Origin of the sequence: Capnocytophaga canis (assembly GCF_000827555.1) — a bacterium.
GTDB lineage: Bacteria > Bacteroidota > Bacteroidia > Flavobacteriales > Flavobacteriaceae > Capnocytophaga > Capnocytophaga canis.
Genome location: NZ_CDOI01000145.1, coordinates 1 through 18828, shown reverse-complemented (window position 1 = coordinate 18828; position 18828 = coordinate 1). Strand labels below are relative to the sequence as shown.

13 protein-coding genes are annotated in these 18828 nt (G+C 34.7%); 4 read left to right on the top strand and 9 right to left on the bottom strand.

The window, feature by feature from the left end; translation table 11 throughout:
* A partial coding sequence (locus CCAND38_RS05795; RefSeq protein ID WP_042344310.1) for an ABC-F family ATP-binding cassette domain-containing protein occupies nt 1–1498 on the top strand: 1498 nt, incomplete at its 5' end.
* Between the two features lie 27 nt (nt 1499–1525).
* Nucleotides 1526–3868, top strand: a complete 2343-nt coding sequence (locus CCAND38_RS05790; protein ID WP_156129774.1) for an ATP-dependent helicase — start codon at nt 1526–1528, stop codon at nt 3866–3868.
* Nucleotides 3869–4193: 325 nt separating this feature from the next.
* Here the strand turns inward: CCAND38_RS05790 and CCAND38_RS05785 are convergent, their stop codons facing one another.
* From CCAND38_RS05785 to CCAND38_RS05755, 7 genes are all read right to left on the bottom strand, one after another.
* The gene (locus CCAND38_RS05785; protein ID WP_156129773.1) at nt 4194–5360 is read right to left on the bottom strand and encodes an NHL repeat-containing protein; all 1167 of its coding nucleotides are present in this window, start codon (nt 5358–5360) and stop codon (nt 4194–4196) included.
* Entirely contained in the window at nt 5357–6598 is a 1242-nt protein-coding gene (locus tag CCAND38_RS05780; RefSeq protein WP_042344307.1) for a peptidase associated/transthyretin-like domain-containing protein, read from the bottom strand. Before CCAND38_RS05780 ends, CCAND38_RS05785 begins: the two co-directional genes overlap by 4 nt.
* Nucleotides 6599–6832: 234 nt before the next feature.
* Nucleotides 6833–7324: a 50S ribosomal protein L9 gene (rplI, locus tag CCAND38_RS05775; protein WP_042344305.1), complete on the bottom strand. Its 492-nt coding sequence runs from the start codon at nt 7322–7324 to the stop codon at nt 6833–6835.
* Between the two features lie 90 nt (nt 7325–7414).
* Nucleotides 7415–7708, bottom strand: a complete 294-nt coding sequence (gene rpsR / locus CCAND38_RS05770) for a 30S ribosomal protein S18 (protein ID WP_042005311.1) — start codon at nt 7706–7708, stop codon at nt 7415–7417.
* A 3-nt stretch (nt 7709–7711) separates the two neighbouring features.
* Nucleotides 7712–8053 (bottom strand): 30S ribosomal protein S6, encoded by a 342-nt coding sequence (gene rpsF / locus CCAND38_RS05765; RefSeq protein WP_042005321.1) that lies wholly within the window; start codon nt 8051–8053, stop codon nt 7712–7714.
* A 209-nt stretch (nt 8054–8262) separates the two neighbouring features.
* Nucleotides 8263–8934, bottom strand: coding sequence for a hypothetical protein (locus CCAND38_RS05760; protein ID WP_042344303.1), 672 nt, complete (start codon nt 8932–8934; stop codon nt 8263–8265).
* A 444-nt stretch (nt 8935–9378) separates the two neighbouring features.
* Nucleotides 9379–11844, bottom strand: a complete 2466-nt coding sequence (locus CCAND38_RS05755; RefSeq protein ID WP_042344302.1) for a TonB-dependent receptor — start codon at nt 11842–11844, stop codon at nt 9379–9381.
* Between the two features lie 599 nt (nt 11845–12443).
* On the opposite strand from CCAND38_RS05755, the gene CCAND38_RS05750 reads away from it, so the two are divergent.
* Entirely contained in the window at nt 12444–15719 is a 3276-nt protein-coding gene (locus tag CCAND38_RS05750; RefSeq protein ID WP_042344301.1) for a SusC/RagA family TonB-linked outer membrane protein, read from the top strand.
* A gap of 18 nt (nt 15720–15737) precedes the next feature.
* Nucleotides 15738–17201: a RagB/SusD family nutrient uptake outer membrane protein gene (locus tag CCAND38_RS05745; RefSeq protein WP_042344300.1), complete on the top strand. Its 1464-nt coding sequence runs from the start codon at nt 15738–15740 to the stop codon at nt 17199–17201.
* A gap of 117 nt (nt 17202–17318) precedes the next feature.
* Here CCAND38_RS05745 and CCAND38_RS11960 read toward each other — a convergent pair whose 3' ends face one another.
* Nucleotides 17319–18107 (bottom strand): IS3 family transposase, encoded by a 789-nt coding sequence (locus CCAND38_RS11960; RefSeq protein WP_231550002.1) that lies wholly within the window; start codon nt 18105–18107, stop codon nt 17319–17321.
* 23 nt (nt 18108–18130) lie between these two features.
* Nucleotides 18131–18550: a transposase gene (locus CCAND38_RS11955; protein WP_042344299.1), complete on the bottom strand. Its 420-nt coding sequence runs from the start codon at nt 18548–18550 to the stop codon at nt 18131–18133.
* Nucleotides 18551–18828: the final 278 nt, after the last annotated feature.

Here is an 18828-nt window from a genome sequence, read left to right as displayed (position 1 = left end):
GGCTGGTGTGCGTGAACCTTCAAGAGGAGGAGTATCGTATCCCAAAGATTTCACTATTGCCTACCTGCCACAACACTTGATGACCAATGATGGTCGTACCGTATTTGAGGAAACTGCTCAAGCATTTGCTCATCTGCACGAAATGGAAAAACGTATTGAAGAACTCAATAACGAGCTTACGGTTCGCACAGATTATGAGTCCGACGAGTATATGAAACTTATTGAAGAAGTATCGGCTTTGAGCGAAAAGTTTTATAGCATTGAGGATACAAATTTCGAAGCTGACATCGAAAAAACACTACTTGGACTGGGTTTTACACGTGAAGATTTTCAACGTAAAACAGAAGAGTTTAGCGGTGGATGGCGCATGCGTATTGAATTGGCTAAATTACTTTTGCAAAATCCCGATGTATTACTTTTAGATGAACCTACCAACCACCTAGATATTGATTCTATCGAATGGTTCGAGGATTTCTTAATAAACAGTGCCAAAGCGGTAGTGTTAATTTCACACGACCGAGCTTTTGTGGATAACATTACTAATCGGACTATAGAAGTTACAATGGGACGTATTTATGACTACAAAGCTAAATATTCTCACTATTTAGAACTCCGCAAAGAACGCAGAGCTCAACAACAGAAACAATTTGAAGATCAACAAAAAATGATTGCTGAAACCAAGGAGTTTATCGAACGTTTCAAAGGTACGTATTCCAAAACCCTACAAGTGCAATCACGCGTAAAAATGCTGGAAAAACTAGAAATCATTGAAGTTGATGAAGAAGATACATCAGCTCTTAGGCTAAAATTTCCACCATCACCACGCTCAGGAAATTATCCTGTAATTGCCGAAGACATAGGCAAGTCATATGGAGATAAGAAAGTATTCTCCCATGCCAATTTCACCATTAAAAGAGGTGAAAAAGTAGCCTTAGTAGGGCGTAATGGCGAAGGAAAATCGACTTTTGTTAAATGTTTAATGCAAGAAATTGAGCATGAAGGAACACTCACACTTGGGCACAATGTACAAATAGGTTATTTTGCTCAAAACCAAGCATCTTTACTTGATGAAGAATTATCTGTATTCCAGACCATTGACGACATTGCTAAGGGTGATATTCGTACCAAAATTCGCGATATACTCGGAGCTTTTATGTTTGACAAGGAAGCCAGTGAAAAAAAGGTAAAAGTACTTTCAGGCGGAGAACGTACCCGCTTGGCGATGATTAAATTATTACTCGAACCTGTAAATTTACTGATTCTGGATGAACCTACAAACCATTTGGATATGCGAACTAAAGACATCCTAAAACAAGCTTTGAAAGAATTTGATGGCACACTAATAGTAGTTTCACACGATCGTGATTTCTTAGATGGATTGGTTAGTAAGGTTTACGAATTTGGAGGCGGTCGCATCATAGAACATCTTGAAGACATTTATGGTTTCTTACAAAAGAAAAAAATGGAAAATCTCAAGCAAATTGAAACTAAAAAATAAGGAGCTCTTTAAATAAAAATCAGCACTATGGAAAAATATTTAGCACAACTCAATGATGCTCAACGAGCCCCCGTATTACAAAAGGAAGGGCCTCTGATGGTTATTGCAGGAGCTGGATCTGGAAAGACAAGAGTTTTGACCTATCGCATTGCAAATTTGATACATCTGGGGGTAGACGCCTTCAATATATTGGCATTGACTTTTACCAATAAAGCAGCCAATGAAATGAAAAAACGTATTACCGAAATCGTAGGCAATGAGGCTAAAAATCTGTGGATGGGGACGTTTCACTCTGTTTTTGCTAAAATTTTACGTATTGAAGCTGATAAATTAGGATATCCTCAAAATTTTACAATTTATGACACCCAAGATTCACAACGATTGATAAACTCGATCATCAAGGAAATGGAATTGGACAAGGATGTCTATAAATACAAGCAAATTCAATCACGTATTTCGTCATTTAAAAATAGTTTAATCACCGTTAGAGCCTACTTTAACAATCCTGAGCTGATGGAAGCCGATGCGATGTCGAAACGTCCGCGTATGGGGGAAATCTATCAGGCTTATGTGGAGCGTTGCTTCAAAGCAGGAGCTATGGATTTTGATGATTTACTACTGAAAACCAATGAGTTATTAAATTTATATCCAGATGTACTGGCTAAATATCAACATCGTTTTCAATATATTTTGGTGGATGAGTATCAAGACACTAATCACTCCCAGTATTTGATTGTCAAGGCATTAGCAGACCGATTTCAGAATATCTGTGTGGTAGGAGACGATGCTCAAAGTATTTATGCTTTTCGTGGAGCGAACATCAATAACATCTTAAACTTTCAACAAGACTATCAAAACGCTCGGGTCTATCGACTGGAACAAAACTATCGTTCAACGAAAAACATCGTTGAAGCTGCCAATTCGGTAATTGACCACAACAAAACTAAACTTGAGAAAGTGGTATGGACAGCCAACGAACTAGGCGAACCAATAAAAATACACCGTAGCCCCACCGACTCCGATGAAGGACGTTTTGTAGCGGGATCCATCTTTGAAAATAAGATGAACCTACAATTACCAAATAGTGCTTTTGCAGTACTTTATCGAACCAACTCGCAATCACGCGCTATTGAAGATGCCTTGCGAAAACGCGACATTCCATACAGAATCTACGGTGGATTGTCTTTCTATCAACGTAAGGAAGTGAAAGACATGTTAGCATATTTACGCTTGATTATCAATCCAAATGATGAAGAGGCTTTAGTACGAATTATCAATTTCCCTGCTCGAGGAATTGGAGGAACAACACTTGAGAAACTTACCTTTGCCGCAAATCATTACAAAAAGTCGATTTTTGAAATTATGTACAAAATTAACCAAATCGACGGATTGAATATGAATGCTTCCACAAAGCAAAGATTGACTGATTTTGTGGTTATGATACTTAATTTTCAATCACTTAGTAAAACATCCAATGCTTTTGAGATTGCCGAACAGGTGGCTCGAAAAACAGGATTATTACAAGAACTCAAAAAAGACGGTACGCCTGAGGGAATCGCCAAAATGGAAAATATCGAAGAAATGCTCAATGGTATTAAAGATTTTGTGGAGGGACAGGAGGATGTTGCCGATAGCACAGCTTCTTTAGCCGAATATTTGGAGGATGTTGCTTTGGTCACCGACATGGATAAAGACACTGGTGATGATGACCGCGTGGCACTGATGACCATTCACTTAGCCAAAGGACTGGAATTTCCATACGTATATATTGTAGGCATGGAAGAGGATTTGTTCCCTTCAGCGATGAGCGTAAACTCACGTGCTGAATTAGAAGAAGAGCGTCGTCTGTTTTATGTAGCTCTTACTCGTGCGGAAAAACAGGCTTATTTGACCTATGCGGAGAATCGCTACCGTTGGGGTAAGCTATCGGATGCAGAACCCAGCCGATTCATTGATGAAATTAACAATCAATACGTACAGTATCTAACAGCTCCTATAAACAATCCAAACTACCGATACAAACCGCTAATTAACAGAGATATTTTCGGAGAAGTAGATAAAAGTCGACTGCGCTTACAAAAGCCTACAAACTCCACTCCTCCCCCTTCTCATGCCCCAAAAGGAGATGAACTACAACGTTTACGGAAACTAAAACCTATGAATAGTTCTTCTATAGGCAATGGTAGTAACCCTAACCAAGGAGTCGCGCTATCCGAAGGAATGTTCGTTTTCCACGAACGTTTTGGCAAAGGAAAAATTATCTCTTTGGAAGGTGTAGGTAGTGACCGAAAGGCTTCGATTGATTTTGAGTCAGGTGGCGTTCGGAAAATACTCCTCAAATTTGCAAAATTGCAAGTCATTGAAAAATAGAAATACCTTTCTTCGTTTTTAAAATTATTTGCAGGGCAAATTCGCAGTCTATCTTCCTGAAAAAATGATACAGAATTTGATAAATTCTAATTTTCATTATTAAACAGTGCAGATTTATAAACCTGTACTGTTTTTATTTTATATCTTTCGGGTAGGTATTTCTACTTATCAGACTCTCATTATTTATTTCTTACAGTAATAGCTGCTTTTGTACTATCTACTGACACTGTTGTAATATATTGATTTTCAACCTACATTTTGTGATTTTTTTCTCTCACATGAAAAAGTCATTAATATGGTCAAAAATAACATAAAGCATTTCATATCACTGAAATTTTATCTTAAACACACATAAATAATCTTGATCTACGTCTTGTGGTATTGTAGCATAAAATGCATTTCCTTGCGTTTCTCCAATAATTTGTAGCCCTTGAGGAACGTCCAAATCAGCTACCAATTGGTAGTCTTTATAGATTTGTAGTCCATCGGTTGTAGCATTTTCTCCTTTGCGATAACCTCGCATCACTAAATTTTGTTTCGGAAAATATTTCAGAAAAGTATAAGCTCCATAACGTTCTCTGTCTTCAGACAAATTGTTTTCAGCAACTTCATAGGAGTTAGTTCGGCGATAATCAATTTTCATGTCCCTACCAGCCTTGCCAAATTTACCTTTGATTCTATCTTCTTTTTTTCCATACAAATAAATGTCAGTATCTGCCCAAAAATTTAGATACACTTCATCAACATCTTCATAGGTATCGTAATTCAAATGGTCAAAATTAGGAATATTTTTTAAAGAAAGATATACAGGCGAACGTCGTCCAATTAGCTTTACAACTTTTCCAGAATGTATGTCCACCAAAGCGAATGTACGAGCGTAATTGTAATACAAATCCGAATCAAAATAGCCATTAAATTTGGGATGCGAAGCGGTAATAATAAAGGCTACATGATTTTCATCCCATTTTTTTAAAATATTTGGGGAGCCATAATCAAATTCATAACAATCTCCTTTATCAGCCCTTGGGTTGTTAAAAACCTCATCATAGCTACGATTGATTTGCCAATCTTTACGAAAACTTTCTTGCTTTTGTAGATTTTTATCAAAAATATCAATACTGCCATTTGAATCATTAAAACTGATTACATCATTTTTGGATACAACAAAACCGCTAAGACCAGTAATCTCGTTAGGCCCTTTTCCTTTACCAACACCTTTACTTATAAGTTTACCATTACTATCGAATCGAAAAACGTAGGCAAACCGTTCATCAGCAAAATAAAGCGTGTCATTGAATACCGAAAATTGCCCCACATAAGAAGTTTCGATGTCCGAAATGACTATTGTATCCAATGAGAAAGAGCGATACATACTATTTTCCGCCTTTGAAATATCCTTAGTATTGTAGTAAACTGCTGAATTTTGTTCATTAACTATTGAATTACAACCAAATAACAATAAAATAAATGATAATATTACAATGTGTTTCATTTTTTCTTTTTTTCTTGTTTTGCTAACCATCTTTCGATAGATTTTTTTGTATGTTGATTAACTAAATCTTGTTTTGAAAATAATTCGATTTTTTTTGAATTTTCAAACGCTTCTGAAAACGTTCTTTTTCCCTTAAGTATCATTAATTCCTTATAAAAAGGATTGTTTTCTGTGACAGGCTTATTTTTCCAATAAGTAGATTCATACGTTATATTCTTATTGTAGCAATCCGAAAAATCACGGATGTTTAAATTTCTATATTTTTCACGAGACTGCGGAATATAAAAAGTAAGTACGTAACTTGGTTTATATGGTCTTTGCATGGATTCCTCTACAGAAAACATATCTAAGGTCAATTTATTCATTATGTTGTATCCTCCCACTTGAGAATAAAAAATATTCCCTACAACAGATATAATATTTTCCAAATTAAGAGAAAACATTTCCTTACTAATCATATAATTAGCAGGATCTATCCATATTTTTCCTTTGATATTAGTAAAATAACGAGTTTCATTTTTTATTTTTCTCTTCGATTGAAAAGAAAGTATCCAAAATTCTTTCCCGTTGATATATTCAGATTCTTCCATCTGAAAAGTGTAGCCTGATTTTAGCAAAAAAGGATGGTTTGCTACAAAATAACGATACATTTCGCTTCCTTCATAAAAAACATTGGATGTTTCTCCAAACTCCCCATTCTCTAAAAATCTTGTATTACAAAAAATCCACATTGGATCGGTAAATATACGAGGATTAAGTGCACTTGGAACTACCACCCATCCCTCAGATTCGATATAGTTAGAAATTTTCTCCTTGTTGTAAGCAATTTTCTTTAAATTGAATGGAGAAACAAAATTTCCTTCGGAAGTTTTTCTATAGACTTCTCGCAGTTTTTTCATAAAATGTTTGTGATTATCAATGTCGTTCCCCACCACCACTTCGGCAAGTGTATTGACATTGATTTTCATTTCAATTTTTTGAGGGAAATCTAACAATTTGTTATAACAAACAGTTTCATAGCTGATGTGTGAAATACACAATTGTTGCACCTTGTCAGGATGAATCAAAATTCTAAAAAAACCTTCATCGTCTGTTGAAGCTATAATTTCTTTGTTAAGAAGAATATGAGCTCCATAAATGGGCAATCCTGATTCATAATCAATGACTTGTGATGAGACTGAGATTTGCTGTGAAAAACTTTTTAAAGATAATAGCAATAAAATGAACACGTATTTCATACAAAACAAAAAATAAAACTGCCTAAAAACTATTTTAAGAATCTTCGTCCTAAACAGTTTTGAGTTAATGACATTTTGCTACTCTTATGTTCCCTACTTGATTTTTTGGGTAGCAAACTGTGTCTGAATCTCCTGATTCACATTTTTTATTAAAAGAAACAAAAAAGCCGTACGAACTTTCGACGGCCTCTTTTTATTTTAAATTAAGTACCCATTTTACGTGGGTGTCCAAATTTATTCTGTTTCAGTTTTTTCAACTGGTTTTTCAGCAACTTTCTCAATCTCAGCAACGATTTCGAAAGGCAAATCCACAATCACTTCTCTGTGTAAACGCACAGAAGCATTGTATTTTCCTGCTCTTTTTAAACTGTTTCCTGGAATAGTTACATATTTTTTATCTACTTCATGACCAGCCTTTGCTAATTCTTGAGCCAAATCAGCATTATTAACAGAACCAAATAATTTGCCTCCCGCACCCACTTTTGCAACTATTTTAACAGCCAATCCAGCCAATGCCTGAGCTGTTTTTTTAGCTTCATCAATAATGTGTTGCTCTTTGTAAGCACGTTGTTTCAAGTTCTCTGCTAACACTTTCTTTGCAGAAGGAGTTGCTAAAATTGCCAATCCTTGTGGGATTAGATAGTTACGACCATATCCATTTCTAACGGTTACGATATCGTCTTTAAAACCTAAGTTTTGAACGTCTTGTTTTAGGATAATTTCCATGATGTTGTTGTCCTTTTTACGAATTATGAAGTTAGGCCTCTCGCTGTTGAGAAAACCAACAACTTTTGATTATTATTATATTTTTTTTGATTATTTCAACAAGTCAGCTACATAAGGCATTAAGGCCAAATGACGTGCTCTTTTAACTGCCGTAGCTACCTTACGTTGATATTTCAAAGATGTCCCTGTCAAGCGACGTGGTAACAATTTTCCTTGCTCATTAACAAATTTCAATAAGAAATCTGCGTCTTTATAATCAATGTATTTGATTCCTGATTTTTTGAATCGACAGTATTTTTTTTGTTTTGAAGTGTCGATATTTAGCGGAGTTAAGTATTTAATTTCTCCGTCTTTTTTTCCTTTTGCTTGTTGCTCGATAGACATTTCTTACGCTTTTTTAATGTTTAACTTTGCTCTTCTTTTCTCAGCCCACGCAACAGCGTGTTTGTCTAATTTAACGGTCAAGAAACGCATTACACGCTCGTCACGTTTAAATTCTAATTCAAATGAACTGATAACTTCACCAGCTGCTTTAAACTCAAACAAGTGATAAAAACCACTTTTTTTGTTTTGAATTGGATACGCTAATTTTTTCAAGCCCCAATTTTCTTTTGATACAAACTCTGCACCCTTTGCCGTAAGGAAATTCTCGAATTTCTCTACTGCTTCCTTTATCTGTGTTTCAGATAAAACGGGATTCAAAATGAAAACAGTTTCGTAATGATTCATAAAATTATTTTTTGTGTTAAAAATTTGAGGTGCAAAAGTAGTACTTTTTTTACTATCTACCAAATTTTTACGTTTATATTTTTTCTATAAACCCAAATTACATATCGAACGTAATCGCAAAAAAAGAAAGAACAAGAGTATATCCTGATAAAAATTTAAAAAGTCCTGAAAATGATACTCTCATATTTTAGAGACTAAATGCACTGGACTTAAAAATCATATCGAAGAGTAACCCCTCCTAAAACTCCTAAAGTCGATAAATCAAAATCTTTAGATTTAATCAGCATATTATCAAATCGCCACTTGTTTGAATAAGAAATCTTATAGAAAATATCAGCGTTTAAGTATATCTTAAAACGTTTGTCATTCCAATGGTAGACTCTAAAATAAAATTTGCCTCCAAAAGTAAAATCAGCTTCTTTACCTTGTATATGAAGTGATGTAGGTGTAACTGAATTTTTAAATTCATAATCTAAATAAATTTCACTTTCTTGATGACCTAAACCAAAATAGGGAGTAAATGTAAAGATTTCATTAGCTATAACATCGTAGGTTACACCAAAAGTAGTATATTCATTTTCACCGCTATAATAATGCTCATCTTGGTTTGAGGAGCTACTTAAATTTGCTGATAATGTCCCCAATTTAATTCCCCAGCGGTTGAATCTGAAAATAAATTCACCGCCCCCTGCTAAACCATTTCCTTTATCTAATTTGGCAACCAAAGCAGGATATGATCGACCGACCAAAGCATTGTCTATCTTATCAAAGGAAGTATACACAGGCATTCCAAAAAGGGATGTGACTTCCAAAGAGCGTCCATTTTGTGCGATTGCAAAAAACGGAAATAGCAATATTAAAAATAACTTATACGCTCTCATATGTTAATCGTATTCAAAATTAGGTTTATTTTCACAGGCATAGACTTCATCATTATCAGATAATTATTATCTCCGAAAGGCGTTCAACATTGTTTTTATACACCCGCCGAATTGCAATTCAAGGCAAATATATGGATATAAAAATACAAATTCGTTAATAAAAAGTTAAATCGCAAATATTATATATATTTTCGTAACAAAAAGAAAATAACAAAACATTTTTTACATTCAAATAACTGAAAATAAGATATTTAATAATATATACCAAGTTTTGTTATATTTCGATAGACTTAACAGAGATAATATTTAAATACAATTATAGAAAAAGCAAGTGCATATTTACAAAACTGCAATAATTCCAAATATGGAGCTTATTAATTAATACGTAAAAAGAGGCAATTCGTTAATAATCACCTCTTTCATTAGTCATTTTTCTTTATGTTTTTACATCATTTCCATATCTCCACCTGCATCGTCCATAGTGCGTTGACGCCGTTCTTTAGGTTGTTGTTTCATATTTCCGAAACGATAGGTGAAATTTAACATGATTTGACGCTGTCTCCACTGCATCTCAGAATGTGAGATAACTCGTTCAGTTCGGGTGTCGGCAATCATTTTACGTGAGTTAAAAATATCGCTTACATTCAACGATACACTTGCTTTTCTATCAAAAAGTTCTTTACTGAGTGCCAAATTAGCTGAAATGCTACCCTCTATATCTGACTGAGCTGATTTTCTTGGGGCTGAATAATTTACGTTTGTTTGAAAATCAATACCATACACAATAGGTAAACGTGCTGTAAATCGGCTTGACCAAGAGTTAGCTTCGGTATTGAATCGTTGAACGGTTGTGGTATTCAAATAGTTAGTATAGCTGTATTCCCCTTTTGATTTATAGTGATAAAAGTTGAAATTCAATGAAAAACGCCAATTTCTTTTTGGGGTATAGTTTGCTGTAAATTCCATTCCTGTACGAGACTCATCCGAAAGATTTATTGGACGACGCAACATCACTGGCACCAACAATCCATTGACTGTAACGAAATCGCCTGTTTCCAAAGAAATCATATCAAAAACTTGGGTCGAATAGTTGTAATATACGGATGAACTTAGCGTCATTTTTTCCCATTTTTTTAAGTGAGAAATCTCAAAAGCATTCGTATAAGTTGGGTCGAGGTCTGGGTTTCCTCCGAATAAATTGGTATTACTTGAACGTGACACAAATGGATTCATGAAACGTGACCACGGACGACGCAAACGACGGCTATAACTCACGCTAACTTGTTGGTCGCCTTCAAACTCACGTCCTACATACACCGAGGGGAACAATCCTGCATACTCTTTGGAATAATTTTCATCAGTATTAACTAACAGTGATTGGACTTTGGTGTGTTCAAAACGTAGGCCTCCCATAAAATTCCATTTATCTACTTTAACTCCCAATTGTGAATAAAAAGCATTTACGTATTGGTCATAAATAAATCGATTGCTTAAATTGTTGTTTACTATCAACTTCCCTGTGTTATCCAAAATTCCCATTGTGTAATCGGTATCGTTCTCATCGACTGTTCCTCGATATCCTGCTTCGAACTGTGATTTTTTGTTAGCTCCAAACGGAAGAACATAGTCAATTTGAGCTAAATGCTTATTCACTCTTTCTTTATTGATGGTTTGTTCCACATCTAAATAGGTATTCGATGTTAAGTTATACTCCGTAATGAGTCCATTTCCTTCTTGATCTGATTTAGAGAATTGATAGTCAGCAGTCAATTTATGACCTTCATCATTGAATTTATGCTCAAAATTCATTGCGTATTGAAAACGTAAATCATCACTTTTCTCAGTGTTATTTCTATAACGTTGCGCTGTCAAAACACGACTGGCGTTATAGTTAAAAAAGTCTGTGTCAGTAATGTTTTTACCGTCATTGGAAACCACTACTACGCTATTTGTAATGGAAGAACGTTCATTGAAACGATATTCAGCTCCAAGATTGAGATTCAACCCTTTACGATTACGGAATGTTTGTCGATTTTCATCTTGGAAGTTAGCGGTTTTTCCTGTTGCATCCAAATTTTCTTGGTTGAAAAGTGTTTTTCCCGGAGATTTTCGATTGCTGTAGGATAGATTTCCAAAGAATGTCCAATCTTCTTTTCGTAAACTCAAATTCGTACCCAATTCATAAGCCTCTGGATTTCCAACAGATGCACTTACAGACCCAAAAAGTCCAATAGCACTTCCTTTTTTAAGAATGATATTAATGATTCCTGCAGTTCCTTGGGCATCGTAACGTGATGAAGGATTCGAAATTACCTCAATACGTTCTATAGATTCGGCAGGTAATTGACGTAAAGCTTCATCATTCACACCAGACAAGGCCGAAGGTTTTCCGTTAATGAGAATTTGAACGCTTTCGTTACCACGGAAACTTACCTTTCCTTCCGTATCGACCGAAACGGACGGTACATTGTCCAAAACATCTGAAATTGAACCTCCTTTAACGGTCATGTCCTGACCTACATTGTATATTTTTTTATCTAAATGTAATTCAACTGTGGTACGCTCTGCAACTACTTCCACTCCTTCTAACTGCTCTACATCTGAATGTAGAGCTATGGTACCTAACTTTGTATTTTCTTTAAGGTTGAAGTTTTTCACTTCATAATTTTTGAACGAAAAAAACTTGACTTTCAAGGTATACATCCCTTTAGGTGCTTTAATGTGAAATTCTCCTTTTTCATCGGTTACGCCTCCCGTCAACTTTGTTGGATTTTCAATAGGTTCTAAAACAATAGTTGCGTATTCTAAAGGAATTTTAGAGTCATATTCAACGACCTTACCTGTAATAGAATAATCCTGCCCCCAAATCGTAGTGGTTGCTAAAAATAATAAAAGTACAATTTTCTTCATACTGCCTATGGTTTAATATTCGAAATATAGCTCTTAGACAATAAAAAAATAACAAGGTTTAAACCGATTCATATCTTTTTTATGTTCTGATAACTATTTGTATTCTTTCGCTATCTAATAAACAACTGTATTTAAACAACTTATACTCTAATTAGAATTTTTATAAATTGATATTTTAAGGTTTTATTATTTCATAATCTAACAATTCCTTTCGGATGATACTTTTATTTTTCTAAACAATTAGATAATTTGAAAAAAAATCGTTTATTTTCGTTTCAATCCAAATAGAGATATTTAAACTATTTTTACACAAGAAATCAATTTAAAAACGAAAAAAAACAAAATTATTGATAAATCATTTTTTTAATAGATCTGATGTAACTATACATCTAATTTTAACATTTAAGACTGTAAAAAAAACAATTTTGAGGATATTTTTCACAAAAAAATGAATCATTTATAAGATTTAAATCAAGAAAATCATAAAAAAAATTAACGTAATTGTTGCTTATTCGACCAAAAAGATTATCTTTGCCTCTGTGTTATTATGTATAACATATTAAAAAAATTAAGTAAAACTTTAAAAACTAAATGTTGCAATGAAAGGAAAATTTCTAAAACACATTTTGATTATGTCATTATGTTTCTTTCTTCAAGGAGTTTTTGCTCAGGAGAAAGAAGTTAGTGGGGTGGTAACTTCATCAGATGATGGAATGCCAATTCCTGCCGTGTCGGTTATTGTAAAAGGCACAAACCGTGGTGTTGCCACCGATTTTGATGGAAAATATACCATCAAAGCCAACGAGGGAGAAATTCTTCAATTTATCTCATTAGGTTTTACAACCGTTGAGAAAAAGGTAACGGGAGGAAGCAACACCCTTATTATCAATGCTTTAATGAAAGAAGAAGCAAACCAATTGGAAGAGGTTGTTGTTACGGGGTACTCTGTACAAACACGTAAAACGTTAGCAACTTCAATTTCAAAAGTAGACACAAAAGTATTAGAAAGTGCATCACGTTCAAATGCTGCTACAGCGTTACAAGGAACTGTTTCGGGACTTAAAGTAACTCAACATTCGGGACAGCCAGGGACAACTCCTGATATTATTCTTCGGGGTGGTACTTCTTTTGATGGTTCAGGAACTCCTTTGGTTTTGGTGGATGGTGTGCCAAGTTCGTTTTATGCTTTAAACTCCGATGATATTGAATCAATGGAAATGTTAAAAGATGCGGCTTCCACAGCTATTTATGGTGCAAGAGCAGCTAATGGCGTTATTTTGGTAACAACAAAAAAAGGAAAAGCGGGTCGTTCTAACATAAATTTTAAAAGCAAATTAAGTTTTAACGGTCGTATTAAAGATAAAATGGAATACCTAAATGCGGCAGATTATGTGAAGTTTAATCGTATGGCAGTACGCAATACACAAATGGTTCAGAATAATGCTAATGCTTTTTCGGCTTTTCTTAACGGTCAAAATGGTGCTGCTACAGGAAATAATGCACTCAATTCTATCTATACTACGATGTTTTTAGATGACACCAATCGTTATTTGCTTAATCATGAAGGGTGGCAAACTATTGAGGACCCTGTTAACCCAGGAAGACATCTTATATTTATGGATAATAGTTATTTAAAAGACCAATATTACCAAACAAGTTTTTCAAACGATTACACTTTGTCATTTGATGGAGGAAACGATAAAAGCACTTACTATTTGAGTTTAGGAGTTTTAGACGATAAAGGACTAGTTTATAATACAGGATTTAAACGTTATTCAGGTACCTTTAATGCTTCGTACAAAATATTTGATAATTTCAAAATGTCAGGAAATGTAATTTATACTCATTCAAGTAAAATAGATTCTTTCGATAGTATATATGATATTTTCCAAAGAGCAACAGGTTTAGCACCTACATCACGTGTCTATAACAACAATCCTGATGGAAGTTTGTCCAATGAATTACAACCTGGAACGTATCGTGGTTTTGGTAATCCTCTCTATTACAGAGATAAATTTGTTAATGACAATTTAGAACAACGTTTAACAGCTTCAGGGCAATTTGATTGGCAGTTTGCTAAAAATTTCAACTTAATGGCAAGAGGAAGTTATTTTTCAATTAATGATGTTGATGAATCATTTAACAAAGCTTTTCTGAATAGTGGGAATTTAAACACAGAGCGTATCGCATATGCAGGTTATGGAAGAACATTACGACACCAATATACTTCTGTCTTAAGCTATAATAATACTTTTTTAGAAAAGCATAATGTGAATGCATTGCTAGGAACTGAATATTTTAGGGAGAAAAGATTTGGGCTTTCAGGGTCAACTCGTAAATCTCCTACCGATTTAATCCATACTTTAAATGTAGGGGCTGAGGCACAAGGAAAACCAAGTTCTTCAAGAACGGAATATGCGATAGCATCTGTTTTCGGACAATTGAATTATGATTATGACAATCGCTTTTTGTTAGGACTAACCTTTAGAAGTGATGGAACATCGCGCTTAGCAAATGATAAATATGGTTTTTTCCCCGGAGCCTCATTAGGTTGGAATATACATAATGAAACTTTCTATAAAGATAAGTCAATATCCACTTATATCTCAAGAATAAAACCACGTGTTAGTTATGGTGTAAATGGAAATATTGAAACACTGAGTAATTATGGTGTGTATGGTCTATATGGAACGACAGGCATATATGACACTCAAGTTGGATACGTGAATTCATCTTTACCTGTAATGGATTTACGTTGGGAACGCTCTACAACACTTAACTTTGGGTTAGATTTAGGGTTGTTCAACAACCGTGTAAATGTAGTAGCTGATTACTTTATCAGAGATGTACAAGACAAATTATCTACCCTAACCTTGCCTTTGTGGACAGGTTTTTCAGGGATTACTGTTAATAATGGTATTTTGCAAAATAAAGGTTTTGAGTTAGAAGTAAATGCAAAAGTTCTCAAAACAGAAAATTTAAATTGGGATTTGGGTCTTGTGTATTACCAAGTTAAAAATTACGCAAAAAAATTGCCTGATAATGGAATCACTAATAACCGACAAGGGGGAACTGAAATTTACGATGTAGCTTCTGGAAAAAATATTTACGTTGGAGGCTTACAACAAGGACAACGAATTGAAAACGATTTGATAGTTGCTTATATTCCAGAAGGAGTTTATAAAACACAAGCTGAAATAGATGCTGATAAGGATAGGTCTGTGGAATTTGCTTGGCAAAAGAAAACTCGCTTTTTGGGCGACACCCGTTGGAAAGATGTGAATGGAGATAATGTAATCAATCACTTAGATAGACAGGTAATTGGACGTATTACACCTAAATTTACTGGTGGATTTACTAGCAATTTGGTATATAATAACATTGGATTATACGTAAAAACAGATTTCGCAGTAGGACATCATATTATTAACGGACGAAGAGTTAAAGGTATTGCCCAAACTCAAGGAAACCAAAATGGACCTGTAGAGATTCGTGAATCTTGGACACCACAGAATCCAAATTCTGACATACCTCGTTTTGATTTGGTTGACCGCCAAAAAAATCACTTAGCAGGTGGTGGAGATCAGGGTTCTTTACACGGAAGTAGTGCTATGTATTGGGAAAAAGGAGACTACTTGGCTCTGAGAGAAATTACATTGAGTTATGACTTGAAAGGTTCATTAGTAAAAGATGTACTCAAATCGGCTCGCATATATGTAACAGGAGCTAACTTGTTCTATTTTACAGCCTATGGTGGTAGTACCCCTGAGGACGCAAGTGCTAACAGAGCAGACTTGGGAGTGGAACAAGGTAGTGAGCGAGGTCGCTATCCATTACCACGCGTGATTACCCTTGGGCTAAATCTTACTTTCTAATTTTTTAAAATATCAAAGATGAAAAAAATAGTATTTATTATAGCATCAGTATTCACATTTAGTAGTTGTGAATTAGACTTAAAACCCGAAAGTTCTTTAACATATAATGGATTTTGGGACAGTGAAGAAGCTGTACGAGCAGCTCATATCGGGATTTACCCGCATCTTAGGGGATACGATAATACCTTTTGGGGAATGGGGGAATTGCGTTCTGATATTTGGGGAGGTAGCACAATTGAATCTCCTTTTAGTGCTGAACTCATTAAGAATGACGTAAGTGTAACTAGAGTTCATTATGGAAATTGGGCTGGATTCTATTCGCTAATACATAAAATAAATGATTTTATTAAAAATGCCCCTACGATTCCTGCCTCTAACCAAGAGCAACGAAATCATATGATGGGACAAATGTATGGTATACGTGCATATATCTATTATACGATGCTTAAAGCTTGGGGAGAAGTGCCTATCGCTACTGACCCTCTGACCAAAGTAGAGTCTTTAGAAGCTTTGAAAAAGAAACGTTCCCCTAAAAAAGAAGTTCTAGGGTTAATAAAATCAGATATTGAAAAATCGCTTGAATTTTTTGCTTCAGATAATTCAAAATGGCTCAATAAAAACATTTATTGGTCAAAGGCTGCAACATTAACCCTCAAAGGTGATGTATACTTATGGTCAGGAAAAGTATTGGGGGGAGGAAATGCTGATTTTCAAGTTGCTAAAACAGCATTAGAGTCTGTTACAGGATATTCGTTGGTAAACTATCAAGATTTGTGGGGACAAGCTAAAGAAGGAAATAAGGAATTTATTTTTGCTTTGGATTACCAAGAAGACCAATCTGATAACTTTTATTCTTTGATGACTGCTCGCCAAGTAGATATCAAAGGAAGATTTGATGACGAAGGTAATGTCCTTGATAAATTCACCCTTAATGGAGGAAGCCGTTATGGAGCAAGTGCAAAGGTATTTGATTATCTAAAAGCTGATTTACAAGACCAAAGAAGTAAAACGTTTATGGGGATTTATTCCGACAAAACAGCTAAAAAGTTAATTGGTACAGTGTTAAACAAATTCTTAGGAGTTGTTGAAACTGGATTACGTAGAAATTGGAACAACGTACCTCTATATCGTTATGCTGATGTGGTTCTATTACTTGCCGAAGCCAAAAATCATTTAGGAGAAGATCCTTCTGCAGAAATTAATAAAATACGTGAACGTGCTTATGGTAGTGACTATAATGTAACCATTCACGGCTATACAAATGCTGGTAAATCTGCGAACGCTAAAGCTATTCTTGATGAGCGTTTAAAAGAGTTCGTTGGAGAAGGTAAACGTTGGTGGGATTTGGTTCGTGCGGGAGATAATTATCTTTTTGAAGAGGTTTCAACAATAAAAGCTTCAGAAGCGTATAAAATCTACTATTCTATCTCGGAAAGTATGATAGCAAATGATCCAGAGCTTAAACAAACTGAAGGTTACTAAAAACATATTAATTAGTATTGTCTCGTCCTGAAAAAATGATACAGGATTAAACAACTAAAAAATTATTAATCAAGTGGTACAGTCTTACCAACTGTATCGCTTTTTCTTTTATACAATTTAGGAACTAATTCCTGTTGGGTATGCATCTTGTTTGGGGGTTAAAAAATGATTCGAAAAATGAGGTCTCTTTTCGTTGTATATTTTAATCACATCAGCTACCAACTTCTTTCTACATTGCAAATTTACATTAAATTTGTCAATATCATACTCTTGTTTCAAAATTCCATTGATTCTTTCCGCAATCGCATTCTCGTAAGGATCAGACTCTTGAGTCATACTACATCGGATATTATACTGATTTAAAACCTTTTGATAATCATCTGAACAATATTGCAACCCTCTATCTGAATGATGAATTAATCCCTCTATTTTCTCCTTTTTCAAAGCGGATTTTAAGGCTTTTAAACTGGAAGTACTAGCCAAAGAGTCCGACACATCATAGCCTACAATTTTCTTCGAATAAGCATCTGTAATCAAACTCAAATAAGCAGGATTTTCTCTGTTACCCAAGTAAGTAATGTCTGCTACCCAAAGTCGGTTAGGAGCTTTTACTTGATAATCTTTTATCAAATTAGTGTGTTTCCTAAAACGATGTAACGAGTTGGTCGTTTTATGATAACTTCTTTTAGAAATAATAAGTAAATGATTGGCTCTTAGTATATTAAAAAATTTATCTCTACCTATTTTTAACATTTTCAATTCCTCTTTTAAAAGAAAATAAAGTTTTCTTCCGCCCATTTTCGGACTGTGTTTTCTTATTTCTGCTACCATTGCCACTACTTGTTTTGCGTTGTTTTTACGCGTATCTCTACGCTTTAAATTGCGATAATAAACCTGTCTATCCACCCCGAACAGCTGACAGGAAAAACTTACTGTTTCTTGTTCTTTTTCTCGGAAAGTTTCGACAGTTCGGGGGGTGAGTTTTTTCGTATATCAATTTGATATTCTTGTTGGGCAAGGTCAATCATCATGTCGAAAATAATTGATTTTTTATCCGATACATAGGCTTGTCTTTCGAGCAATGCTTTTTGTTTTTTTAGGAGTTTTACTTCTGCTTCAAGCTCCATTATCCTTTGTTCTGGTGATTTAGGCATATTTGATGGGGTTTGATTTTCCCAGTCAAAGTTACCAAATTTTCTCAACCAATTCATAACTGTACTTCGCGATTGAATGCCATATTTTTTACAGGCACCACAGGTCGATAAGCTGCCTGATTCAATCTCTTTTACAATATTGAGTTTAAAACTCATACTGTAATCGCGTTGAGTGCGTTTTACATATTTATCCATAATAACGATTTTTTTTGTATCGATATTTCAGGATAAGACAATTAAAAAAACAAAAAAGTCTGATTCGTTTTGAATCAGACTTTTATTTTAAAGAAGGCGGACGCCCCGAGCTTACAAACAGCGCCGCTCCTTTGAAAAACAAAAAACTCCAATCAACAATGATTGGAGTTTTAACTTAAATAAGGCGGCGGCTCGACCAAAGGGACACGCCGCACCTTAGCATAAAAAAAATCCGTTTCATATTGAAACGGATTTTCAATTAAAGAAGGCGGCGACAT

Coding starts and splice junctions, on each gene's coding strand:
- CCAND38_RS05790 (WP_156129774.1), top strand. CDS start 1,526: ATGGAAAAATATTTAGCACAACTCAATGATGCTCAACGAGCCCCCGTA.
- CCAND38_RS05785 (WP_156129773.1), bottom strand. CDS start 5,360: ATGAAACACATTGTAATATTATCATTTATTTTATTGTTATTTGGTTGT.
- CCAND38_RS05780 (WP_042344307.1), bottom strand. CDS start 6,598: ATGAAATACGTGTTCATTTTATTGCTATTATCTTTAAAAAGTTTTTCA.
- rplI (WP_042344305.1), bottom strand. CDS start 7,324: ATGGAAATTATCCTAAAACAAGACGTTCAAAACTTAGGTTTTAAAGAC.
- rpsR (WP_042005311.1), bottom strand. CDS start 7,708: ATGTCTATCGAGCAACAAGCAAAAGGAAAAAAAGACGGAGAAATTAAA.
- rpsF (WP_042005321.1), bottom strand. CDS start 8,053: ATGAATCATTACGAAACTGTTTTCATTTTGAATCCCGTTTTATCTGAA.
- CCAND38_RS05760 (WP_042344303.1), bottom strand. CDS start 8,934: ATGAGAGCGTATAAGTTATTTTTAATATTGCTATTTCCGTTTTTTGCA.
- CCAND38_RS05755 (WP_042344302.1), bottom strand. CDS start 11,844: ATGAAGAAAATTGTACTTTTATTATTTTTAGCAACCACTACGATTTGG.
- CCAND38_RS05750 (WP_042344301.1), top strand. CDS start 12,444: ATGAAAGGAAAATTTCTAAAACACATTTTGATTATGTCATTATGTTTC.
- CCAND38_RS05745 (WP_042344300.1), top strand. CDS start 15,738: ATGAAAAAAATAGTATTTATTATAGCATCAGTATTCACATTTAGTAGT.
- CCAND38_RS11955 (WP_042344299.1), bottom strand. CDS start 18,550: ATGGATAAATATGTAAAACGCACTCAACGCGATTACAGTATGAGTTTT.